19 protein-coding genes are annotated in these 23,567 nt (G+C 57.9%); 15 read left to right on the forward strand and 4 right to left on the reverse strand.

All coding sequences use genetic code 11. The features are described 5' to 3' along the window. Positions 1-2: 2 nt before the first annotated feature. The 13 genes from MXF20_RS10265 to MXF20_RS10325 all read left to right on the forward strand — a co-directional run bounded on the left by MXF20_RS10265 (position 3) and on the right by MXF20_RS10325 (position 15,321). A complete protein-coding gene (locus MXF20_RS10265; protein WP_021509214.1) occupies positions 3-680 on the forward strand; it encodes a NuoB/complex I 20 kDa subunit family protein in 678 nt (225 codons plus the stop codon). Positions 681-796: 116 nt separating this feature from the next. After that, positions 797-2,596 carry an NADH-quinone oxidoreductase subunit C/D gene (gene nuoC / locus MXF20_RS10270; RefSeq protein ID WP_325969163.1) on the forward strand — a complete coding sequence of 600 codons (1,800 nt, stop codon included), beginning with the start codon at positions 797-799 and terminating at the stop codon, positions 2,594-2,596. Between the two features lie 2 nt (positions 2,597-2,598). After that, a complete protein-coding gene (nuoE, locus tag MXF20_RS10275) occupies positions 2,599-3,114 on the forward strand; it encodes an NADH-quinone oxidoreductase subunit NuoE (RefSeq protein WP_325969165.1) in 516 nt (171 codons plus the stop codon). A 2-nt stretch (positions 3,115-3,116) separates the two neighbouring features. Beyond that, positions 3,117-4,457, forward strand: a complete 1,341-nt coding sequence (gene nuoF / locus MXF20_RS10280; RefSeq protein ID WP_325969452.1) for an NADH-quinone oxidoreductase subunit NuoF — start codon at positions 3,117-3,119, stop codon at positions 4,455-4,457. Positions 4,458-4,557: 100 nt separating this feature from the next. Further along, positions 4,558-7,281, forward strand: coding sequence for an NADH-quinone oxidoreductase subunit NuoG (gene nuoG, locus MXF20_RS10285; protein ID WP_325969167.1), 2,724 nt, complete (start codon positions 4,558-4,560; stop codon positions 7,279-7,281). Next, on the forward strand, positions 7,278-8,255 hold the full coding sequence (nuoH, locus tag MXF20_RS10290; protein WP_021509219.1) for an NADH-quinone oxidoreductase subunit NuoH: 978 nt from the start codon (positions 7,278-7,280) through the stop codon (positions 8,253-8,255). Before nuoG ends, nuoH begins: the two co-directional genes overlap by 4 nt. 11 nt (positions 8,256-8,266) lie before the next feature. Next, positions 8,267-8,809: an NADH-quinone oxidoreductase subunit NuoI gene (gene nuoI, locus MXF20_RS10295; protein ID WP_021509220.1), complete on the forward strand. Its 543-nt coding sequence runs from the start codon at positions 8,267-8,269 to the stop codon at positions 8,807-8,809. A gap of 10 nt (positions 8,810-8,819) precedes the next feature. Next, complete coding sequence (nuoJ, locus tag MXF20_RS10300; protein WP_010616082.1) at positions 8,820-9,371, forward strand: NADH-quinone oxidoreductase subunit J; 552 nt, start codon at positions 8,820-8,822, stop codon at positions 9,369-9,371. Then, the gene (gene nuoK / locus MXF20_RS10305) at positions 9,368-9,670 is read left to right on the forward strand and encodes an NADH-quinone oxidoreductase subunit NuoK (RefSeq protein ID WP_013509877.1); all 303 of its coding nucleotides are present in this window, start codon (positions 9,368-9,370) and stop codon (positions 9,668-9,670) included. The genes nuoJ and nuoK overlap by 4 nt, the downstream gene beginning before the upstream one ends. Then, the gene (gene nuoL, locus MXF20_RS10310) at positions 9,667-11,502 is read left to right on the forward strand and encodes an NADH-quinone oxidoreductase subunit L (protein WP_325969168.1); all 1,836 of its coding nucleotides are present in this window, start codon (positions 9,667-9,669) and stop codon (positions 11,500-11,502) included. Before nuoK ends, nuoL begins: the two co-directional genes overlap by 4 nt. A gap of 206 nt (positions 11,503-11,708) precedes the next feature. Then, complete coding sequence (gene nuoM, locus MXF20_RS10315; RefSeq protein WP_325969169.1) at positions 11,709-13,229, forward strand: NADH-quinone oxidoreductase subunit M; 1,521 nt, start codon at positions 11,709-11,711, stop codon at positions 13,227-13,229. Positions 13,230-13,235: 6 nt separating this feature from the next. Then, positions 13,236-14,693: an NADH-quinone oxidoreductase subunit NuoN gene (nuoN, locus tag MXF20_RS10320; protein ID WP_325969171.1), complete on the forward strand. Its 1,458-nt coding sequence runs from the start codon at positions 13,236-13,238 to the stop codon at positions 14,691-14,693. Between the two features lie 175 nt (positions 14,694-14,868). Beyond that, entirely contained in the window at positions 14,869-15,321 is a 453-nt protein-coding gene (locus tag MXF20_RS10325; RefSeq protein ID WP_325969173.1) for a GNAT family N-acetyltransferase, read from the forward strand. Positions 15,322-15,349: 28 nt separating this feature from the next. Here the strand turns inward: MXF20_RS10325 and MXF20_RS10330 are convergent, their stop codons facing one another. After that, positions 15,350-17,008, reverse strand: a complete 1,659-nt coding sequence (locus MXF20_RS10330; RefSeq protein ID WP_325969174.1) for a glucan biosynthesis protein — start codon at positions 17,006-17,008, stop codon at positions 15,350-15,352. Positions 17,009-17,296: 288 nt separating this feature from the next. Here MXF20_RS10330 and elaB point away from each other — a divergent pair, with 288 nt between their 5' ends. Continuing rightward, positions 17,297-17,605 (forward strand): stress response protein ElaB, encoded by a 309-nt coding sequence (elaB, locus tag MXF20_RS10335; protein WP_021509227.1) that lies wholly within the window; start codon positions 17,297-17,299, stop codon positions 17,603-17,605. Between the two features lie 152 nt (positions 17,606-17,757). Then, entirely contained in the window at positions 17,758-18,954 is a 1,197-nt protein-coding gene (locus MXF20_RS10340) for a nicotinamide mononucleotide deamidase-related protein YfaY (RefSeq protein WP_325969175.1), read from the forward strand. 394 nt (positions 18,955-19,348) lie between these two features. On the opposite strand, the gene yfaE is transcribed toward MXF20_RS10340, so the two are convergent. From yfaE to nrdA, 3 genes are all read right to left on the reverse strand, one after another. Beyond that, the gene (gene yfaE, locus MXF20_RS10345) at positions 19,349-19,609 is read right to left on the reverse strand and encodes a class I ribonucleotide reductase maintenance protein YfaE (RefSeq protein WP_325969176.1); all 261 of its coding nucleotides are present in this window, start codon (positions 19,607-19,609) and stop codon (positions 19,349-19,351) included. Between the two features lie 2 nt (positions 19,610-19,611). Beyond that, positions 19,612-20,742, reverse strand: a complete 1,131-nt coding sequence (gene nrdB, locus MXF20_RS10350; RefSeq protein ID WP_021509230.1) for a class Ia ribonucleoside-diphosphate reductase subunit beta — start codon at positions 20,740-20,742, stop codon at positions 19,612-19,614. 74 nt (positions 20,743-20,816) lie between these two features. Beyond that, positions 20,817-23,102, reverse strand: coding sequence for a class 1a ribonucleoside-diphosphate reductase subunit alpha (nrdA, locus tag MXF20_RS10355; RefSeq protein ID WP_325969177.1), 2,286 nt, complete (start codon positions 23,100-23,102; stop codon positions 20,817-20,819). Positions 23,103-23,567 lie beyond the last annotated feature (465 nt).

Raw genomic sequence — 23,567 nt, forward strand, 5'->3', positions numbered from 1 at the left:
AGATGGACTACACGCTGACACGCGTAGACCCGAACGGGGGCGATAACGACCGTTATCCCCTGCAGAAACAGGAGATTGTTACCGATCCTCTGGAGCAGCACGTTCATCGCAGCGTCTACATGGGCAAGCTCGAACACGCCCTGCATGACATGGTGAACTGGGGTCGTAAAAACTCTCTCTGGCCGTATAACTTCGGCCTTTCCTGTTGCTACGTGGAAATGACCACGTCATTCACCGCCGTGCATGATGTGGCACGTTTCGGTGCGGAAGTGATGCGCGCCTCGCCACGTCAGGCCGACTTTATGGTGATCGCCGGTACGCCGTTTACCAAAATGGCGCCGGTGATTCAGCGTTTGTATGACCAGATGCTGGAGCCAAAATGGGTGATTTCGATGGGTGCCTGCGCTAACTCCGGCGGCATGTATGACATCTATTCGGTGGTGCAGGGCGTGGATAAATTCCTGCCGGTTGACGTATACATCCCGGGTTGCCCGCCACGTCCGGAGGCTTACATGCAGGCGCTGTTGCTGCTGCGTGAGTCGATCGGTAAAGAGCGCCGTCCGCTCTCGTGGGTGGTTGGCGATCAGGGCGTGTATCGCGCCAATATGCAGTCTGAGCGTGAAAGAAAGCGTGGTGAGCGTATTGCCGTCACCAACCTGAGAACCCCAGACGAAGTTTAAGCACCCCGTACACGGATGGAGCCACGGCCGCAGCAGATAATGACAACGTAGTGTGTGCCGCCATCCTGACGCCTTCTTTTGAGTGCCTGATTACAGGCCGGAATGGTGAGTAACGTATGACAGATTTAACCACGCAAGATCTCGCTCAGCCTGCATGGCAAACCCGGGATCACCTGGATGATCCGGTGATCGGCGAGCTGCGTAACCGTTTTGGGCCGGATGCCTTTACCGTTCAGGCCACCCGCACCGGTATTCCGGTCGTCTGGGTGAAGCGTGAACAGCTGCTGGAAATCATTGAATTCCTGCGTAAGCTGCCGAAGCCGTACGTCATGCTGTATGACCTGCACGGTTTCGACGAGCGTTTACGCACCCACCGCGCCGGTCTGCCCGCCGCGGATTTTTCCGTTTTCTATCACCTGCTGTCGATTGAACGCAATCGCGATATCATGCTCAAGGTGGCGCTGTCTGAAAACGATCTGAATGTGCCCACCATCACCAAAATTTTCGCCAACGCCAACTGGTACGAGCGCGAAACCTGGGAGATGTTCGGTATCACCTTCAACGGTCACCCGCACCTGACGCGCATCATGATGCCGCAGACCTGGGAAGGGCACCCGCTGCGTAAAGATTACCCGGCGCGCGCCACCGAGTTCGATCCTTTCACGCTGACTAAGCAGAAAGAAGATCTGGAGATGGAGTCACTGACCTTCAAGCCGGAAGACTGGGGCATGAAGCGTGGCACCACCAATGAGGACTTCATGTTCCTCAACCTCGGCCCGAACCACCCTTCAGCGCACGGTGCGTTCCGCATCATTCTGCAGCTGGATGGTGAAGAGATTGTCGACTGCGTGCCGGACGTGGGCTATCACCACCGTGGTGCGGAGAAGATGGGTGAGCGTCAGTCCTGGCACAGCTACATTCCGTACACCGACCGTATCGAATACCTCGGCGGCTGCGTGAACGAAATGCCCTACGTGCTGGCGGTGGAAAAGCTGGCGGGCATCAGCGTGCCGGATCGCGTCAATGTGATTCGCGTGATGCTGTCTGAGCTGTTCCGTATCAACAGCCACCTGCTGTACATCTCCACCTTTATTCAGGACGTCGGTGCCATGACGCCGGTGTTCTTTGCCTTTACCGACCGTCAGAAAATCTATGACGTGGTGGAAGCGATCACCGGTTTCCGTATGCACCCGGCGTGGTTCCGCATCGGCGGTGTGGCGCACGACCTGCCGAAAGGCTGGGAGCGTCTGCTGCGTGAGTTCCTCGACTGGATGCCGAAGCGTCTGAAAGAGTACGACAAAGCCGCGCTGCGCAACACCGTGCTGATGGGCCGTTCGCAGGGCGTGGCCGCCTATAACATGGACGAAGCGCTGGCGTGGGGCACCACCGGTGCCGGTCTGCGCGCCACCGGTCTGGACTTCGACGTGCGTAAATGGCGTCCTTACTCCGGCTATGAAAACTTCGACTTTGAGGTACCGGTCGGCGCGGGCATCAGCGACGCTTACACCCGCGTGCAGCTGAAGATGGAAGAGATGTGGCAGTCGCTGCGTATCCTGGAGCAGTGCCTGAAAAACATGCCGGAAGGTCCGTTCAAGGCCGATCATCCGCTGACCACGCCGCCACCGAAAGAGCGCACGCTGCAGCACATTGAAACCCTGATCACCCACTTCCTGCAGGTTTCATGGGGCCCGGTAATGCCGGCCAACGAATCGTTCCAGATGATTGAGGCGACCAAAGGGATCAACAGCTACTACCTGACCAGCGATGGCAGCACCATGAGCTACCGCACCCGCGTGCGTACGCCGAGCTTCCCGCATCTGCAGCAGATCCCTTCGGTGATTCGCGGCAGCCTGGTATCCGACCTGATCGTGTACCTCGGTAGTATCGATTTTGTTATGTCAGACGTGGACCGCTAATTATGCACGATCAAAAAATTGCCATTCAAACCATCGACCCGAATGAGGTCTTTGTGCTGAGCGAGGCCGAGCACCACGCTATTGAGCATGAGAAACATCACTACGAAGATGCGCGCGCAGCCTCAATTGAAGCGCTGAAGATCGTGCAGAAGCAGCGCGGCTGGGTGCCGGACGGCGCGATTAACGCGATTGCTGAGGTGCTGGGCATCCCGGCCAGCGACGTAGAAGGTGTGGCAACGTTTTACAGCCAGATTTACCGTACGCCGGTTGGCCGCCATGTGATCCGCTATTGCGACAGCGTAGTGTGCCACATCACCGGTTACCAGGGCATTCAGGCGGCGCTGGAGCAGAACCTGAACATTAAGCCGGGACAAACCACCGCAGATGGCCGCTTTACGCTGCTGCCAACCTGCTGCCTCGGCAACTGTGACAAAGGCCCGACCATGATGGTGGATGAAGACACGCACGTTCATCTGACGCCGGAAGGCATTGCTAACCTGCTGGAGCAGTATCAATGACCATTAAACAGATCATTCGTACTGCGGAAACCCATCCGCTGACCTGGCGTCTGCGCGACGACAAACAGCCGGTGTGGTTTGATGAATACCGCAATAAAAACGGCTACGTTGGCGCCGATAAAGCGCTAAAAGGCATGAGCCAGGACGAGATCGTCGCTGCGGTGAAAGATTCCGGCCTGAAAGGGCGCGGCGGTGCAGGTTTCAGCACCGGCCTGAAGTGGAGTCTGATGCCGAAAGATGAATCCATGAACATCCGTTACCTGCTGTGTAACGCCGATGAGATGGAGCCAGGCACTTATAAAGACCGCCTGCTGATGGAGCAATTGCCGCACCAGCTGGTGGAAGGCATGCTGATCAGTGCGTTTGCGCTGAAAGCCTACCGTGGTTACATCTTCCTGCGCGGTGAATACATCGAAGCCGCGGAAAACCTGCGGCGTGCCATCGCCGAAGCCACTGCCGCGGGCTACCTCGGCAAAAACATTCTCGGTACCGGCTTTGATTTCGAACTGTTCGTTCACACCGGTGCCGGTCGCTACATCTGTGGTGAAGAGACCGCGCTGATCAACTCGCTGGAAGGGCGCCGCGCTAACCCGCGTTCCAAGCCGCCGTTCCCGGCCAGTGCCGGCGTCTGGGGCAAACCGACCTGCGTCAACAACGTTGAAACGCTGTCCAACGTGCCAGCGATCTTCCTGAATGGCGTGGAGTGGTACAAGAACATCTCCAGCAGCGAAGACACCGGCACCAAGATGATGGGCTTCTCCGGCCGGGTGAAAAATCCGGGCGTGTGGGAACTGCCGTTTGGCACCACCGCGCGTGAAATCCTCGAAGATTATGCCGGCGGTATGCGCGATGGCCTGAAGTTCAAAGCCTGGCAGCCAGGCGGGGCCGGTACCGACTTCCTGACCGAGCAGCACCTCGACCTGCCGATGGAGTTTGCCAGCATCGGCAAAGCCGGCAGCCGTCTGGGTACCGCGCTGGCGATGGCGGTCGACCACGAAATCAATATGGTGTCGCTGGTGCGTAACCTGGAAGAGTTCTTTGCGCGTGAGTCGTGCGGCTGGTGTACGCCGTGCCGCGACGGTCTGCCGTGGAGCGTGAAGATCCTGCGTGCGCTGGAGCAGAAAAAAGGCCAGCCGGGAGATATCGAAACCCTGCTGCAGCTGTGCCGCCAGCTCGGCCCAGGCAAAACCTTCTGTGCCCACGCACCGGGTGCCGTCGAGCCATTGCAGAGCGCGATTAAATATTTCCGTGACGAGTTTGAAGCTGGCATTGCGCCGCAGGTGTTTGGCAATACCCGCGCCATTGGCGGGATTCAGCCTAACCTGCTGAAAGCGCGCTGGTAAGCCGCCGTCGTACACGGAATCGCCCGGGCCTGAAGGCTGCGGGCAAGAATTAGATGTTTAACGCTCGTCCGCGGACGAGCCTTACGGAAGCATGTTCACTATGGCTACAATCCATGTAGACGGTAAAGAATATGATGTGAACGGAGCGGACAACCTGCTGCAGGCGTGTCTGTCTCTGGGCCTTGATATTCCTTATTTTTGCTGGCATCCGGCGCTGGGAAGCGTGGGAGCCTGCCGCCAGTGTGCGGTGAAGCAATTCCAGAATGCCGAAGATACCCGTGGTCGCCTCGTCATGTCCTGTATGACGCCTGCGTCTGACGGCACTTTTATCTCCATCGACGATGGCGAAGCGAAAGAGTTTCGTGAAAGCGTGGTGGAGTGGCTGATGACCAACCACCCGCACGACTGTCCGGTGTGCGAAGAGGGCGGTAACTGTCACCTGCAGGATATGACGGTAATGACGGGACACAGCTTCCGTCGCTACCGTTTTACCAAACGTACCCACCAGAATCAGGATCTCGGTCCGTTTATCTCGCATGAGATGAACCGCTGTATCGCCTGTTACCGCTGCGTGCGCTACTACAAAGATTACGCCGATGGCAAAGATCTCGGCGTGTACGGCGCGCATGACAACGTCTACTTTGGCCGTCCGGAAGATGGCACGCTGGAGAGCGAATTCTCCGGTAACCTGGTAGAAATCTGCCCGACCGGCGTGTTCACCGATAAAACCCACTCTGAACGCTATAACCGTAAGTGGGATATGCAGTTTGCGCCGAGCATCTGCCAGCAGTGCAGCGTGGGCTGTAACACCAGCCCGGGCGAGCGCTATGGCGAACTGCGCCGTATCGAAAACCGCTACAACGGCTCGGTGAACCACTACTTCCTGTGCGACCGTGGCCGTTTCGGCTATGGCTACGTGAACCGTAAAGATCGTCCGCGTCATCCGGAGCAGCTGCGCGGCAGCGACCGTATCACACTGAACGCAGAGCAGGCGGTTAATGCCGCGGCGGATATCCTGCGTCAGGCGAAGAAAGTGATCGGGATCGGTTCACCACGCGCCAGTATTGAAAGCAACTTCGCGCTGCGTGAACTGGTGGGCGCGGAAAACTTCTCAACCGGTATGCCGGCTGCTGAGCAGGCGCGGGTTGAGCTGATGCTGAAAGTGCTGCAGCAGGGCGGCATCTACACGCCGTCGCTGCGTGAAATTGAAAGCTATGACGCCGTGCTGGTGCTGGGTGAAGACCTGACTCAGGTCGGTGCCCGCGTGGCACTGTCGGTGCGTCAGGCCGTTAAAGGCAAAGCGCGCGAAATGGCCGCCGCCCAGAAAGTGGCGGACTGGCAGATCGCCGCCATCCTTAACATTGGTCAGCACGCCAAACATCCGCTGTTTGTCACTAACGTTGATGAAACCCGTCTCGACGACATCGCCGCGTGGAGCTATCGCGCACCGGTGGAAGATCAGGCTCGCCTGGGCTTCGCCATCGCCCACGCACTGGATGACAGCGCACCGGCGGTGAGTGATTTTGACAGCAGCCTGAACGGCAAGCTGGACGTGGTGGTGCAGGCGCTGGCCGGCGCGAAAAAACCGCTGATCATTTCCGGCACCCACTCGGGCAGCACGGCAATGATTGAAGCGGCAGCCAACGTGGCCAAAGCGCTGAAAGCGCGCGGTGCCGACGTCGGTATTACCTTCCTCGCCGGTGCGGCCAACAGCTTCGGTCTGGGACTGATGGGCGGCCAGTCGCTGGACAGCGCGCTGGAGCAACTGGATAAAGGCGAAGCGGAAGCGCTGGTGGTACTGGAGAACGATCTCTACCGTCACGCGCCGAAAGCCACCGTTGATGCAGCGCTACACAATACCGCGCACGTGATTGTGGTTGATCATCAACGCACGGCCACGCTGGAGAAAGCCGGTCTGGTGCTCTCCACCGCCAGCTTTGCTGAGAGCGACGGCACCTCGATCAACCATGAAGGTCGCGCCCAGCGCTTCTTCCAGGTTTACGATCCGGCCTATTACGACGAGAGCGTGGTGATGCTGGAGAGCTGGCGCTGGCTGCATTCGCTGCACAGCGCCGTCGAGAGCCGCCAGATTGACTGGACGCAGCTCGATCACGTGATTGATGCCGCGATTGTGGCACTGCCGCAGCTGAAAGGGATCAAAGATGCGGCGCCGGACGCCAGCTTCCGTATCCGTGGTCAGAAACTTGCGCGTTCTCCGCATCGTGCCAGTGGCCGCACCGCCGCGCGCGCCAACATCAGCGTGCATGAACCGCGTCAGCCGCAGGACAAAGACACCATGTTTGCCTTCTCAATGGAAGGTAACAACCAGCCGTCGGCACCGCGTTCGCAGATTCCTTTTGCCTGGGCACCAGGCTGGAACTCACCGCAGGCGTGGAACAAGTTCCAGGCGGAAGTGGGCGGTAAACTGCGTCATGGCGATCCGGGCGTACGTCTGTTTGAAGCCAGCGCAGGCGCACTGGACTGGTTCAGCCAGGTCCCGGAACGCTTCGTGGGTGGCAGCCAGTATCGCGTGGCACCTTACTATCAGCTGTTCGGTAGTGAAGAGATGACTCAGCGTTCGCCAACCTTCCAGAAACGCATGGCGCCAGCCACGCTGGTGATCAACCCGGCAGATGCTGAGAAGCTGGGTGTTAATAACGGTGCGTCCGTGGAGCTGGTTTGCGCCGGTGAAACGCTGCGTCTGCCGGTGCGCTTCTCTGCAGCACTGCAGGCGGGGCAGGTGGGTCTGCCGCTCGGCATGCCGGGCGTACCGCCATTCCTCGCGGGTGCGCAAATTGACAAACTGCAGGAGGCAGCGCAATGAGCTGGCTGACACCGGACGTTATTGACATCATCCTGCAGGTGGTAAAAGCCATTGTGATCCTGCTGGTGGTGGTGGCCTGTGGTGCCTTCATGAGCTTTGCCGAGCGTCGTCTGCTCGGCCTGTGGCAGAACCGTTATGGACCAAACCGCGTAGGCTGGGGCGGCTCGCTGCAGCTGGCGGCGGACATGATCAAAATGTTCTTCAAAGAGGACTGGGTTCCGCCGTTTACCGATCGCTTCATCTTTACCCTGGCACCGGTCATCGCCTTCGTTTCGCTGCTGCTGGCGTTTGCGATTGTGCCGGTTTCGCCGAGCTGGATGGTCACCGACCTGAACATCGGTCTGCTGTTCTTCCTGATGATGGCGGGTCTGGCGGTATACGCCGTACTGTTCGCAGGCTGGTCGAGTAACAACAAATACTCGCTGCTCGGTGCAATGCGTGCCTCCGCGCAGACCCTGAGCTACGAAGTGTTCCTTGGCCTGTCGCTGATGGGCGTGGTGGCGCAGGCGGGTTCCTTTAACCTGAACGCCATCGTTGAGAGCCAGACGCACCTGTGGAACATCATCCCGCAGTTCTTTGGCTTCGTGACCTTCTGTATTGCCGGCGTCGCGGTGTGCCACCGTCATCCGTTTGACCAGCCGGAAGCGGAACAGGAACTGGCCGACGGTTACCACATCGAATATGCCGGGATGAAGTTCGGCCTGTTCTTTGTCGGTGAGTACGTGGCCATTACTACCGTTTCGGCGCTGATCGTCACCCTGTTCTTCGGTGGCTGGCACGGTCCGTTCCTGCCGCCGTTCATCTGGTTCGCCCTGAAAACGGCGTTCTTTATGGTGATGTTTATCCTGATTCGTGCTGCGCTGCCGCGTCCACGCTATGACCAGGTGCTGTCGTTCGGCTGGAAAGTATGTCTGCCGTTGACGTTATTGAACCTGCTGGCCACTGCCGCAGTGATTCTGTACAACGCGCAGTAAGGGGTTTTGAGATGACTTTAAAAGATATTGTCGTTGGCTTCGGCACGACAGTGCGCAGTATCTGGATGATTGGCATGCATGCCTTCGCCAAACGCGAAACCCAGATGTATCCGGAAGAGCCGGTTTATCTGCCGCCGCGCTACCGTGGCCGTATCGTGCTGACGCGCGATCCGGACGGCGAAGAGCGCTGCGTAGCCTGTAACCTGTGCGCCGTTGCCTGCCCGGTCGGCTGCATTTCGCTGCAGAAAGCGGAGATGCAGGATGGCCGCTGGTATCCGGAATTTTTCCGCATCAACTTCTCGCGCTGCATCTTCTGTGGTTTGTGTGAAGAAGCCTGTCCGACCACCGCGATTCAGCTGACGCCGGATTTCGAACTCGGTGAGTTCAAGCGCCAGGATCTGGTGTACGAGAAAGAGGACCTGCTGATTTCCGGTCCGGGCAAATACCCGGAGTACAACTTCTACCGCATGGCAGGTATGGCGATCGACGGTAAAGACAAAGGCGACGCGGAAAACGAAGCCAAACCGATCGACGTCAAAGGCTTATTACCTTAAGGAGCCAGGTATGGAATTTGCGTTTTATCTTTGCGGACTGGTGGCGGTGCTGACGACATTGCGCGTCATCACTCACACCAATCCGGTACATGCGCTGCTGTACCTGATTGTTTCGCTGCTGTCGATTGCCGGCGTGTTCTTCTCCATGGGTGCCTACTTTGCGGGTGCGCTGGAGATCATCGTTTACGCCGGCGCTATCATGGTGCTGTTCGTGTTCGTGGTGATGATGCTTAACCTCGGCAAAACCCAGCAGGATCAGGAGCGTGAATGGCTGAAGCCGTCGCTGTGGATCGGCCCGGGTATTGTCTCGCTGCTGCTGCTGGTGGTGATGATCTACGCCATTATGACCGCGACCGACCAGGGTATTGATGGCACCGTCATCGATGCCAAAGCGGTGGGTATCAGTCTGTTCGGCCCGTATGTTCTGGCGGTTGAGCTGGCGTCAATGCTGCTGCTGGCGGGTCTGGTGGTGGCGTTCCATATCGGACGTGAAGATCGTCAGGGCGAAGTGCTGAGCAACCGCGTGTCAGACGCGGCGGCCAATAAGGAGGAGCACGCATGATCCCGTTACAACACGGCCTGATTCTGGCTGCTGTGCTGTTTGTTCTCGGCCTGACCTCGCTGGTACTGCGCCGCAACCTGCTGTTTATGCTGATTGGTCTGGAGATCATGATCAACGCCGCGGCGCTGGCGCTGGTGGTGGCAGGCAGCTACTGGGGACAAGCCGACGGTCAGGTGATGTATATCCTGGCAATCAGCCTCGCGGCGGCGGAAGCCAGTATTGGTCTGGCGCTGCTGCTCCAGCTCTATCGTCGTCGTCAGACGCTGAACATTGACACAGTGAGCGAGATGCGCGGATGAATCTTCTCTATTTAACCGTATTATTTCCGCTGATTGGCTTCCTGCTATTGGCGTTTTCCCGTGGTCGCTGGTCGGAGAACCTGTCGGCTGCGGTGGGGATGGGTTCAGTAGGCCTTGCGGCGCTGACCACCGTATTTGTTGGCATGGATTTCTTCAGCCAGGGTCAGCAGCCGTTTACCCAGGCGCTGTGGACCTGGATGCACGTCGGTAACTTTGACATCAAAGTGAACCTGGTGCTGGACGGTCTGTCGCTGACCATGCTGTCGGTGGTGACCGGCGTCGGCTTCTTTATCCATATGTTCGCTTCCTGGTACATGCGCGGTGAAGAGGGCTATTCACGCTTCTTCGCTTACACCAACCTGTTCATCGCGAGCATGGTGGTGCTGGTGCTGGCCGATAACCTGATGCTGATGTACCTCGGCTGGGAAGGGGTAGGGCTGTGTTCCTACCTGCTGATTGGCTTCTACTACAGCAATCCGGAAAACGGCAAGGCGGCGATGAAAGCCTTCATCATCACCCGTGTCGGTGACGTGTTGCTCGCCTTTGCGTTGTTCATTCTCTACAACGAGCTGGGTACGCTGAACTTCCGTGAGCTGATGGAGCTGGCCCCGGCGCACTTCGCGGCAGACAACCATATGCTGCAGTGGGCAACGCTGATGCTGCTGGGCGGTGCCGTAGGTAAATCGGCGCAGCTGCCGCTGCAGACGTGGCTGGCCGATGCGATGGCCGGTCCGACGCCGGTCTCCGCGCTGATCCACGCCGCCACCATGGTGACCGCAGGCGTCTATCTGATTGCCCGCACCCACGGTCTGTTCCTGCTGACGCCGGAAGTGCTGCATCTGGTCGGTATCATTGGTGCGATTACCCTGGTGCTGGCGGGCTTCGCCGCGCTGGTGCAGACCGACATCAAACGCGTGCTGGCTTACTCCACCATGAGTCAGATCGGCTACATGTTCCTGGCGCTGGGCGTACAGGCGTGGGACGCCGCAATTTTCCACCTGATGACTCATGCGTTCTTTAAGGCGCTGCTGTTCCTCTCTTCCGGTTCCGTGATTCTGGCCTGTCACCACGAGCAGAACATTTTCAAAATGGGCGGCCTGCGTAAGAGCATTCCGCTGGTGTACGTCTGCTTCCTGGTGGGCGGTGCTGCGCTGGCCGCGCTGCCGCTGATTACCGCCGGCTTCTACAGTAAGGACGAGATTCTGTTCGGTGCGCTGGCAAACGGTCACATCAATCTGATGGTCGCCGGTCTGGTGGGTGCATTCCTTACTTCAATCTACACCTTCCGCATGATCTTCATCGTGTTCCACGGCGAAGAGAAAATTCATGCGCACGCCGGTAAAGGCATTACACATCACCTGCCGCTGATTGTGCTGCTGGTGCTCTCGACCTTCGTTGGCGCGCTGATTACGCCTCCGCTGGCGGGCGTGCTGCCGCAGAACGAGTTTGGTGAAACCGGCAAAGTGGCGCTGGAAATCACCTCGGGCGCCGTGGCGATTGTCGGCATTCTGATTGCCGCCGCGCTGTGGCTGGGCAAACGCCAGCTGGTCACCCGCGTTGCCAACAGCGCACCGGGCCGTTTCTTCGGCACCTGGTGGTTCGCGGCCTGGGGCTTCGACTGGCTGTACGACAAGGTGTTTGTTAAACCGTACCTTGGCATCGCCTGGCTGCTGAAGCGCGATCCGCTCAACTCCCTGATGAACCTGCCAGCGCTGCTGTCGCGCATTGGTAACAAAGGTCTGATCGTGAGCGAGAACGGCTATCTGCGCTGGTATATCGCGTCGATGAGCGTCGGTGCCGTGGTGGTGCTGGCGCTGATGTTGGTGATTTAACGATTGATGAGCGGGGCGCGCGATGGTTTAGCGCCCCACGTAAGAATGTTCAAAATTGTCTGATGCACGGGTGAGATCAACGCTGCCAGTTTAGTGTTCGCCAGCACAGCCACCACAGCGTAGTAATACGTAAGGTGCTGATGCTGACGAGGCGAAACCGGCGCGTCCGATAGCCTGAACGAAGACGAAAATAGGGAATGTACGCCGTGTTATTACCTTGGCTAATAATTATACCCTTTGTTGGGGGCTTGCTGTGCTGGCTGGCTGAGCGCCTCGGCGCGAAGGTGCCACGCTGGATCGCCCTGATCACTATGGGGCTGACGCTGGCGCTGGGCCTGCAGCTGTGGCTGCAGGGAGGCTATTCGCTGACGCAGGCTGCGGGCCTGCCGCAGTGGCAGTCGACTTTCCTGGTGTCGTGGATCCCACGCTTTGGCATCAATTTCCATCTGGCGCTGGATGGCCTGTCACTGCTGATGGTGGTGCTGACCGGCCTGCTGGGTCTGATGGCGGTACTCTGCTCGTGGAATGAAATCGAAAAGTATCAGGGTTTCTTCCACCTCAACCTGATGTGGATTCTCGGCGGCGTAATCGGCGTGTTCCTCGCCATCGACATGTTCCTGTTCTTCTTCTTCTGGGAAATGATGCTGGTGCCGATGTACTTCCTCATCGCGCTCTGGGGTCACAAAGCGTCCGACGGGAAAACCCGTATCAGCGCGGCGACCAAATTCTTCATCTATACCCAGGCGTCAGGTCTGGTGATGCTGATTGCCATTCTGGCGCTGGTGTTCGTGCACTACAATGCGACCGGCGTGTGGACGTTCAGCTATGAAGAACTGCTGAAAACGCCAATGTCACACACCGTTGAGTATCTGCTGATGCTTGGCTTCTTCATCGCCTTTGCGGTGAAAATGCCGGTGGTGCCGCTGCACGGCTGGCTGCCGGATGCCCATAGCCAGGCACCGACCGCCGGTTCGGTAGATCTCGCCGGTATCCTGTTGAAGACGGCGGCCTATGGCCTGCTGCGTTTCAGCCTGCCGCTGTTCCCGAATGCCTCCGCGGAGTTTGCACCGATCGCCATGTGGCTCGGCATCATCGGTATCTTCTACGGCGCGTGGATGGCGTTCTCGCAGACCGATATCAAACGTCTGATCGCCTACAGCTCAATTTCGCACATGGGCTTCGTGCTGATTGCCATCTACACCGGCAGCCAGCTGGCGTTCCAGGGCGCGGTGGTGCAGATGATTGCGCACGGCCTGTCAGCCGCGGCGCTGTTCATTCTGTGTGGCCAGCTGTATGAGCGTCTGCATACCCGTGACATGCGCCAGATGGGCGGCCTGTGGTCGCGCATCAAGTGGATTCCGGGCCTGTCGCTGTTCTTCGCCGTGGCCAACCTCGGTATGCCGGGCACCGGTAACTTTGTCGGTGAATTCATGATTCTGACCGGCAGCTATCAGGTGGTGCCGTTGATCATCGTGATTGCCACGTTCGGCCTGGTATTTGCCTCGGTGTACTCACTGATCATGATGCAGCGCGCTTACTACGGCGAAGCCAAATCAAAAGAGCCGCTGGCTGGAATGTCGCCGCGCGAATTCCTGACCATCGGTGTACTGGTCGTGCTGCTGGTGCTGCTGGGCGTTTATCCTCAGCCAATCCTCGACACGTCCCATGCTGCGATGAGCAATATTCAGCAGTGGTTTACCGCTTCAATTTCAACTACAAGGCCGTAATTCGCCATGACAATAACTCCTCAACAATTGATCGCGTTACTACCGCTGTTAATCGTCGGATTGACGGTGGTGGTTGTGATGCTGTCCATTGCGTGGCGACGCAACCACTTTGTTAATGCCACGCTGACGGTCATCGGTCTGAACCTCGCGCTGCTGTCGCTGTGGTTCGTGGGTCACGTGGGTGCCATGGATGTCACGCCGCTGCTGCGCGTGGATGGCTACTCGATGTTCTACAGCGCGCTGGTGATACTGGCGAGCCTGGCAACCTGCACCTTTGCTTATCCGTGGCTGGCCGGTTTCCCGGACAACAAAGATGAGTTCTATCTGCTGGTGCTGATCGCTGCGCTGGGCGGTATCGTGCTGGCCAGCGCCAACCATCTGGCGGCGCTGTTCATCGGTATTGAACTGCTGTCGCTGCCGCTGTTTGGTTTGATCGGCTACGCGTTCCGCCAGAAGCGCTCGCTGGAAGCGGCGCTGAAGTACATGATTCTGTCGGCTGCGGCGTCCTCGTTCCTGATCTTTGGTATCGCGCTGATCTACGCCGATTCCGGCAGTCTGAGCTTTGTGCAGCTCGGCAAGAGCCTGAATGACAGCATGATTCAGCAGCCGCTGCTGCTGGTCGGGCTGGGCATGATGATCATCGGTCTTGGCTTTAAGCTGTCGCTGGTGCCGTTCCATCTGTGGACGCCAGACGTTTATCAGGGCGCGCCGGCTCCGGTCTCGACCTTCCTCGCGACCGCCAGCAAAATCGCTATCTTTGGTGTCATCATGCGCCTGTTCATGTACGCACCGGTTACGGACAGTGAAGCCGTGCGTACCGTGCTGGGTGTGATTGCCTTCGCATCGATTCTGTTCGGTAACCTGATGGCGATTTCGCAGAGCAACATCAAACGTCTGCTCGGCTATTCCTCCATCGCGCATCTTGGCTATCTGCTGGTGGCGCTGATTGCGGTGAAAACCCATCAGCTGTCGCTGGAAACCGCAGGCGTTTACCTGGCCGGTTACCTGTTCAGCAGCCTCGGTGCCTTCGGTGTGGTCAGCCTGATGTCGAGCCCGTACCGCGGTCCGGATGCCGATACGCTCTACTCGTATCGCGGTCTGTTCTGGCATCGTCCGATTCTCTCCGCAGTAATGACGGTGATGATGCTGTCGCTGGCCGGTATTCCGATGACGCTGGGCTTTATCGGTAAGTTTTACGTGATTGCGTCTGGCGTTAATGCGCATCTGTGGTGGCTGACCGCTGCAGTCGTTGCCGGTAGCGCCATTGGTCTGTATTACTACCTGCGCGTTACGGTGAGTCTGTACCTCAGCCCGCCTGAATTGCACAGCCGCGACACCCCGGGCAACTGGGCGTTCACCGCCGGTGGTGTGGTGGTGCTGATCTCCGCCATCCTCGTGCTGCTGCTCGGTGTTTATCCGCAGCCGCTCATCACGCTGGTGCAGCTGGCTCAGCCGCTGATGTAAACAGCGCGTCATCGACATAATCAGGCCTGCGGGCCTGATTTTTTTTGCCTGCAATTTGAGAGTTTGATCACATTGCACCGCGTGATCCCCTCAGTCAGCTGCAGCCCTCTGCGTTTCGCGCCTGCGCTGTGATAGGCTGGGAAGATCACTTTTTTCGCTCAGACAAGGAAGCACGATGGATATGCAATGGCTTGATTGCCACCACAGTGAACTGACCGCGCAGCAGCTGTACACCGTGCTGGCACTGCGCAATCAGGTGTTTATCGTCGAACAGGCCTGTCCGTATCAGGATATTGATGGCCAGGATTTGACGGCCGATAACCGCCATCTGCTGGGCTTTCTTGATGGCAAGCTACTGGCCTATGCGCGTCTGCTGACGCCGGCGCTGGCTTCCTCGCCGGTGACCATTGGCCGGGTGATTGTGTCGGAAGAGGCGCGCGGCCTGAAACTGGGCTATCGGCTGATGGAGCACGCGCTGAATAGCTGCGAACAGCACTGGCCGCAGCGGGCGGTGTATCTGTCCGCGCAGGCGCATCTGGAAGGCTTTTATGGTCGCCTGGGCTTCCGGGCGGTCACGGAGGTTTATCTCGAAGACAACATTCCGCACGTCGGCATGCAGAAAAACTAACGGCGAGGTGTGCGCCTCGCCGTGCTTGTTAACCCGGCGTCATCTGCCGGTCGTCGGTGTATTTACGCTGATCGGGCGGTGGCGGGAAGTACTGATACAGCCAGGTTTCGCTCAGCGTCTCATCTTTGGTGCGCAGGAACAGGCGCATATCCACCGGTTTGGTTGAGTCGCTGTTCGGATACCAGTCAAACAGGATACGGTAACCTTTCAGCGGTTCGACGTAGAGAATCTCCACCTGTTTGAAGGTGCCAGACGACACGGTGATCACCGGTTCGATACCTTTCGGCGCGGCCGCCTGCAGGTCGCCGCCAATGAAATCGATAGCAAAGCGGCGGCACCACTGGTCCGGGAAGTGTTCGCCCGGTGCCCAGCCTTCCGGGAAGCCACCAATCCCGGTGCGCGTGGCATCAACGCGGGCCAGACCGCTGCGTACCGGCGGCAGCTGGCTCCAGTAGAGTTTGTACTGGAAATTGAACTCGCTGCCAGCTTTGACCGGCTCGGCTGGCTGCCAGAAGCAAACGATGTTATCCAGCGTTTCCCCGGTGGTCGGGATCTCCATCAGATTGATCGCGCCTTTGCCCCATTTACCGATCGGCTCTACCCACAGGCTGGGGCGTTTGTCATACCAGCCAATCACATCCTGATAATCTTTGAAATCATGATTTAGCTGCAGCAGGCCGAAGCCGCGCGGGTTTTCATCCTGATAGGCATTAAATTGCAGGCGCTGCGGGTTATTCAGCGGACGGGCAATCCACTCGCCGCTGCCGCTCCACATCGCCAGGCGATCGGAGTCATGGATCTGCGGATGATAGGTGTTGCACATGCGGCGCTCGTTGGTGCCGCAGCTGAACATACTGGTCATTGGCGCAATACCGAGCTGACGAATCTCGTTGCGCGCAAACAGGTGGTTTTCCACCTCCATCACCACGCGTTTTTCTTCGCAGTGAATGGTGAACTTGTAGGCACCGGTAACGCTGGCACCGTCCAGTAGCGCATACACCACAAAGGTGGTGTCGTCGGCTTTTGGCGTCTCGAACCAGAAGGCGGTGAAGTCGGGAAACTCTTCCTTGCCATTGCTGAAGGTATTCACCGCGACGCCACGAGCCGACAGGCCATACTGATAGGTTTCATCCACCGCGCGGAAGTAGCTGGCGCCGAGGAAAGAGACGATGTCGCGTCGCGCCAGCTCCGGCTTTTTGAAGGCGCGGAAACCAGCAAAGCCGAGGTCGGTTTTGCCGACCAGCTGCTGGGTATCAACGTTGGCGTTGTGATAATTAAACAGTTCCGGGCGGAAGTGGATTTCCCGCGCCTCGCGGCTGGCGGCGTCCACCGAGAACATGCGGATGCGGCGCTTAAAGCCCATGCCAACGTGGAAGAACTGCACATCCAGCTCGCGGTCAGCGATGTTGTTCCACAGCGAGTGGTTAGCGTCGTACTGAATTTCGTTATACGCCTGCGGCGTCAGGTTGGCCAGGGTAGCGGGCAGGGGGCCGGGCGCGCCGCCCCAGGGCTGTTTGGCCAGCGCCGCGGCTTTCTTTTTCAGCACATCGAAATCGAAGCGCACGGCGGTTCCGTCGGCGATGCCATCATCGGCCCAGGCGGACTGCGCAAACAGCGAGGAGAGCCCGGTCATGCCGCTAACGGCAGAGAGGGCCATGGACGCTTTCATAAATTTTCTACGATTCATGCCGGAAATCTTTTCCTTAGCTGCTCGGGTGTATTTAGGCTGTCGCAAGACATTGAGCGTCAGGCTACAGGGGGTTACGACAGTGGCGAAAATAAAAAATTCAGTCCGCTGAAAATTTATCAGATTAATCAAATAAACGAAGCACAATTCCGCGCGCAACGCGCCGGATGACATAACTTTGCGTTCAGCGCGGCAAAAAGCGCAGTCAGCGGATGACGGCGCGGCGCAAAAACGCAATTTATGACTATAGTTAATCGACACCGCATTTAAACATGGAGGATTGTGAACATGTCATCTACCGATCAATTTGAAACCCGTCTTGATGACGATCTGGCGCTGCTGACGGAAACGCTGGAAGAAGTGCTGCGCTCCTCGGGCGATCCGGCGGACCAGAAATATATCGAACTGAAGCAGAAAGCCGAGCAGGCGCTGGAAGACGTGAAGAATCGCGTTAGCCAGGCGTCCGACAGCTATTACTATCGTGCCAAACAGGCAGCGTATCGTGCCGACGATTACGTGCATGAAAAACCGTGGCAGGGCATTGGTATCGGTGCGGCTGCCGGTCTGTTTGTTGGCCTGCTGCTGGCGCGCCGTTAATCCCCGTGGGCGCGATGTCCTTCGCGCCCGATTCCTGCCTTCCCGCTGTTCCTTCCCGCATCGCGATTCACCCGCTATTTCGCACCGGCAGCGATTGTGTTTCGCCTGCGCCCTCCCTACAGTGAAAGCCACAGGGATAAGGAGAAGAGATCGTGATACGTGTCGAAATGCTCTCAACGGGCGATGAAGTGTTACATGGGCAGATTGTCGATACCAACGCCGCGTGGCTGGCGGATGTGCTGTTTCAGCATGGTCTGCCGATGACCAGTCGCAGCACGGTCGGCGATGCGATGAGCTCGCTGGTCGAAGCGCTACAAACCCGCAGTCAGGTTGCCGATGTGCTGATCGTGAACGGTGGTCTTGGGCCGACCAGCGACGATCTCAGCGCCCAGGCGGCGGCCACCGCCAGCGGCAGCGAGCTGGTACTGCAGCAGGCGTGGCTGGAGAAGATGGAAGCCTGGTTTGCCAGCCGGGGCCGGCTCATGGCGGCCAGTAACCGCAAGCAGGCGGAGATTCCGGCCAATGCCGAGTTGATCGATAACCCGGTCGGCACCGCCTGTGGGTTTGCCCTGCAGCTCAATCGCTGCTGGATTTTCTTCACGCCCGGCGTGCCGTCAGAATTCAAGGTGATGGTTGAGGAGCAGATCATTCCGCGTCTTAAGGCGCGTTTTGCGTTGCCCGAACCACCGTTGTGCCTGCGTCTGACGACCTTTGGCCGTGGCGAGAGCGATATCGCCGCCGAGCTGGAACCGCTGCCGCTGCCGGAAGGGGTGGTGATGGGCTACCGCTCGTCGATGCCCATCATTGAGATCAAACTGACCGGCCCGGCCAGCCAGCGTGTGGCGATGGAGCAGGTGTGGCAGCAGGTTAAGTTACTGCTGGCCGAGTGCACCATTTTCGAAGGTTTCGAAGGGCTGCCGGCCGTACTGGCGCGGGAACTGCACGATCGCGGCTTCCGCCTTGCTCTGAGCGAACAATATACAGCCGGTTTGCTGCACTGGCAGCTGGCCGCCGCGCAGGTGCCGCTCAGTGCCGCCGAGCTGCTGCCGGCACGTGAGGAGTCGCTGGAAGCGCAGGTGGCGCGCACGCGTCAGTTAGCTGCGCAGCAGGGCACGGTGCTGGCCTTATCGGTTGGCGATTTACAGGAAGGGGAAGTGTCGATTGCGCTGCATACGCCGGAAGCCAGCTGGGGCCAGCGGGTGAAGTTCACCCATGGGCGGCACAATCTGGAAACCCGGCAGAAAGTGGTGGCGATGATGGCGATGAATATGCTGCGCCGCTGGCTGCACGGCAGTGAAGTCAGTACCGGTCACGGCTGGATTGATGTCCTGGAGACGGTGAAGAGCTAACGCTGTCCAGGCTTGTGATTGCTGATGCCATGGGATCAGCATCGCTTTGTGTTGGGTGCCGCGTCGTGAGAGGCATAGCCGCCTGCCGCACCGGCATAAACCCATCCCTGGGGCCTGCCGCCGCGCCATCCATGGCGCGGAGGCTGCTGCAAGCGGCTATGCCTCCCACGCCCTGCTGGATTCGGTGGTCGCTGTTGTCGGGTGCCTGTTACAGCAGCACCAGAATTGAAAGGGAAGAGGGGGAAGCTGGGCTTAGCCGGACGTCACGCGGCAGGGATGCCGCGTGTCGAGGCCCGCAGGGAGCGGGTTTTGCCGTTCCGGCGTGCTCAGTTCCCCCTCTGACCATGCGGGATCTTAACGCGATAAAAGGGGATTCAGCAGTACCGCCGGCAGGTTACAGCTCGATCTCAATCTCCCCTCTGGCCTTACAGCAGCAGGGCAGAATCTCGCCCTGCTGCACAAACGCCAGTGGGGTTTCCGCATAATCCACTTCGCCTTTCAGCAAACGCATACGGCACGAGCCGCAGTAGCCTTCACGACACTGAAACTCCACGCATAAATTATGCGCTTCCAGCGTCGTCAGCAGATTAGGATGCTCGTCTGCGCACTCCAGCCGGGAGCCGGAGCTGCGCAGAATGACCACGGAACGGCTCATGCTTACAGCTGGAAATCGTTGAAGTCGTCTTCGCCCACTTCGGAGTCGATCTGACCCACCAGATAGGAGCTCACTTCCACTTCCTGCGGTGCGACCTGCACGTTATCCGACACCAGCCACGAGTTAATCCATGGAATCGGGTTGGAACGCGTCTGGAACGGCAGATCAAGGCCCACAGCCTGCATACGGATATTGGTGATGTACTCAATGTACTGGCACAGAATATCTTTGTTCAGACCAATCATGGAGCCGCCGCTGAACAGATATTCCGCCCACTCTTTTTCCTGCTCGGCCGCTTTCTTAAACAGATCGAAGCATTCATCACGACATTCTGCGGCGATCTCTTTCATTTCAGGATCGTCTTCACCGGTACGCATCAGGTTCAGCATATGCTGGGTGCCGGTCAGGTGCAGCGCTTCGTCACGGGCGATTAGACGAATGATCTTGGCGTTACCTTCCATCAGTTCGCGCTCGGCAAAGGCGAATGAGCAGGCAAAGCTGACGTAGAAGCGGATTGCTTCCAGCGCGTTAACGCTCATCAGACAGATATACAGCTGCTTCTTCAGCGCACGCAGGTTCACGGTCACGCTCTTGCCCGCCACCTGATGGGTTCCTTCACCCAGCAGATGCCAGTAATTGGTCATCTCGATCAGATCATCGTAATACTTCGAGATATCCTGCGCGCGCGCCAGAATCTGCTCGTTAGTCACGATGTCATCAAACACCAGCGACGGATCGTTGACGATATTACGGATGATGTGGGTGTACGAGCGCGAGTGGATGGTCTCGGAGAACGCCCAGGTTTCCACCCAGGTTTCCAGCTCGGGAATCGAAATCAGCGGCAGCAGCGCCACGTTCGGACTGCGGCCCTGGATGGAATCCAGCAGCGTCTGATACTTCAGGTTACTGATAAAGATATGCTTCTCATGCTCCGGCAGCGCCTGATAGTCGATGCGATCGCGTGAGACATCAACCTCTTCCGGACGCCAGAAGAAGGAGAGTTGCTTCTCGATCAGCTTTTCAAAGATGTCATATTTCTGCTGGTCGAAACGGGCAACGTTCACTGACTGGCCGAAGAACATCGGCTCTTTCAGCTGGTCATTTTTGTTCTGTGAGAAAGTAGTGTAAGCCATGACTAAGTCCAAAAGTGAAGCGGGCCAGCCGCAGCAGGCCCAGACACGATGAGGCGCCCGCAGGCGCCTTTCGATCAAATTTTACAGGCGCCGCTTTCGCAGCCATCGTCCTGAATGGAAGGGGCCAGATCGTCCTGCGCATCTTCCGCACCGTCACGGGTGTTCTGGTAGTACAGGGTTTTCACGCCAAATTTGTACGCGGTCAGCAGATCTTTCAGCAGCTGTTTCATCGGCACTTTGCCATTGGCGAAACGGCCCGGATCGTAGTTGGTGTTAGACGAAATCGCCTGGTCGATAAACTTCTGCATCACGCCCACCAGCTGCAGATAACCGTCGTTCGATGGCATCTCCCACAGCAGTTCGTACTGATCTTTCAGACGCTCATACTCCGGTACCACCTGGCGCAGAATCCCGTCTTTCGACGCTTTGATACTGATGTGACCGCGCGGCGGCTCAATACCGTTGGTGGCGTTCGAGATCTGCGAAGAGGTCTCAGACGGCATCAGCGCAGACAGTGTGGAGTTACGCAGACCGTGGGTTTTAATCGACTCGCGCAGTCCTTCCCAGTCAAGGTGCAGCGGCTCGTTGCACACGCTGTCGAGATCCTTTTTATAGGTATCGATCGGCAGAATGCCCTGCGAATAGGTGGTCTCTTTAAACCACGGGCAGGCACCTTGCTCTTTTGCCAGCTCGTTCGAGGCTTTCAGCAGCCAGTACTGAATAGCTTCGAAGGTTTTGTGCGTCAGGTTGTTGGCGCTGCCGTCGGAGTAGCGCACGCCGTGCTTCGCCAGGTAATACGCGTAGTTGATCACGCCAATACCCAGGGTACGACGGCCCATTGCGCCGCGTTTTGCCGCCGGAATCGGGTAATCCTGATAGTCGAGCAGGGCATCCAGCGCGCGTACTGCCAGGGTCGCCAGCTCTTCCAGATCGTCCAGGCTCTCAATCGCGCCAAGGTTAAAGGCGGACAGGGTGCACAGCGCGATTTCGCCGCTTTCGTCGTTAACGTCTTCCAGCGGTTTGGTCGGCAGCGCGATCTCCAGGCACAGGTTAGACTGGCGCACTGGCGCAATTGCCGGATCGAACGGGCTGTGGGTGTTGCAGTGGTCAACGTTCTGCACGTAGATACGGCCGGTTGAGGCACGTTCCTGCATCATCAGCGAGAACAGATCGACGGCTTTCACGCGCTGCTTGCGGATGCTGTCGTCTTTTTCGTATTTGGTGTACAGACGCTCAAACTCGTCCTGATCGGCGAAGAAGGCGTCGTACAGGCCAGGTACGTCGGAGGGGCTGAACAGAGTGATGTCTTCACCTTTCAGCAGGCGGGTGTACATCAGCTTATTGATCTGCACGCCGTAGTCCATGTGACGTACGCGGTTGCCTTCGACGCCGCGGTTGTTTTTCAGTACCAGCAGGCTTTCCACTTCCAGATGCCACATCGGGTAGAACAGCGTTGCCGCACCACCGCGCACGCCGCCCTGTGAGCAGGATTTTACCGCCGTCTGGAAGTGCTTATAGAACGGGATACAGCCGGTGTGGAACGCTTCACCGCCGCGAATCGGGCTGCCAAGCGCACGGATGCGACCGGCGTTGATGCCGATACCGGCACGCTGCGACACGTATTTCACGATGGCGCTGGAGGTGGCGTTGATGGAATCCAGGCTGTCGCCGCACTCGATCAGTACGCAGGAGCTGAACTGACGGGTTGGGGTGCGCACGCCGGACATGATGGGCGTCGGCAGTGAGATCTTAAACGTCGAGATCGCATCGTAGAAACGCTTGATGTACGTCATGCGGGTATCGCGCGGATAGCCGGAGAACAGGCAGGCAGCGACCAGAATATACAGGAACTGTGCGCTCTCGTAGATTTCACCGCTGACGCGGTTCTGCACCAGATATTTGCCTTCCAGTTGCTTCACCGCGGCGTAAGAGAAGTTCATGTCGCGCCAGTGGTCAATAAAGCCGTCCATCTGTTCGAACTCTTCGGTGCTGTAATCTTCCAGCAGATGGCGGTCGTATTTGCCCATCTCGACCATTTTCACTACCTGATCGTACAGCTTCGGCGGCTCGAACTGGCCGTACGCTTTTTTACGCAGGTGGAAGATAGCCAGACGCGCAGCCAGGTACTGGTAATCAGGCGCGTCACGGGAGATCAAATCGGCGGCAGCTTTAATGATGGTCTCGTGAATGTCCGAGGTTTTAATGCCATCGTAAAACTGGATGTGCGAACGCAACTCAACCTGCGAGACCGAGACGTTGTTCAGCCCTTCGGCTGCCCAGTCCAGTACCCGGTGAATCTTATCGAGATCAATGCGCTCCTGACGGCCATCGCGTTTCGTAACGAGCAGACTTTGGTTCATGTCGCGTGTTTACCTGTCCATGAAATACAAAATTATCCCCCGTCTATTCACAGGCGGCTCATTGTGAGTAAGCCTGTGGATAAACACTATATATAGGGGGTGCGGAAAGTTTGAACAACAATATGGTGAGTATTCTAGTCAGCAATCAGATCATCACAAGAGTTGATTTTCACAAAATTTTACGCCCTGGGGGGTGGCGAAAATCCTGGATCCCCATGCCACAAGGCCTGCACCTGGTGTCAACGGAAAACAGGTTTTTTTTCAATTTTTGATCGAGCGCGTGTTTATTGCTCAACCGCCGCGATTCAGGAAATTTCCCAGGCAAAAAAAGCCCGCAGCGCTCCGCCAGCAGCGCACTTATCTGCCATTGCTTATGAATTTTTTATGACCTTTTCACCTTACAAAAAGCGCATCGCAGCGTCTAAAAGGAAATTGATCTGGATAGGGCCAGCGAGTGATAAACCT

Source organism: Pantoea dispersa (assembly GCF_035783935.1).
GTDB classification, from domain to species: domain Bacteria; phylum Pseudomonadota; class Gammaproteobacteria; order Enterobacterales; family Enterobacteriaceae; genus Pantoea; species Pantoea dispersa_C.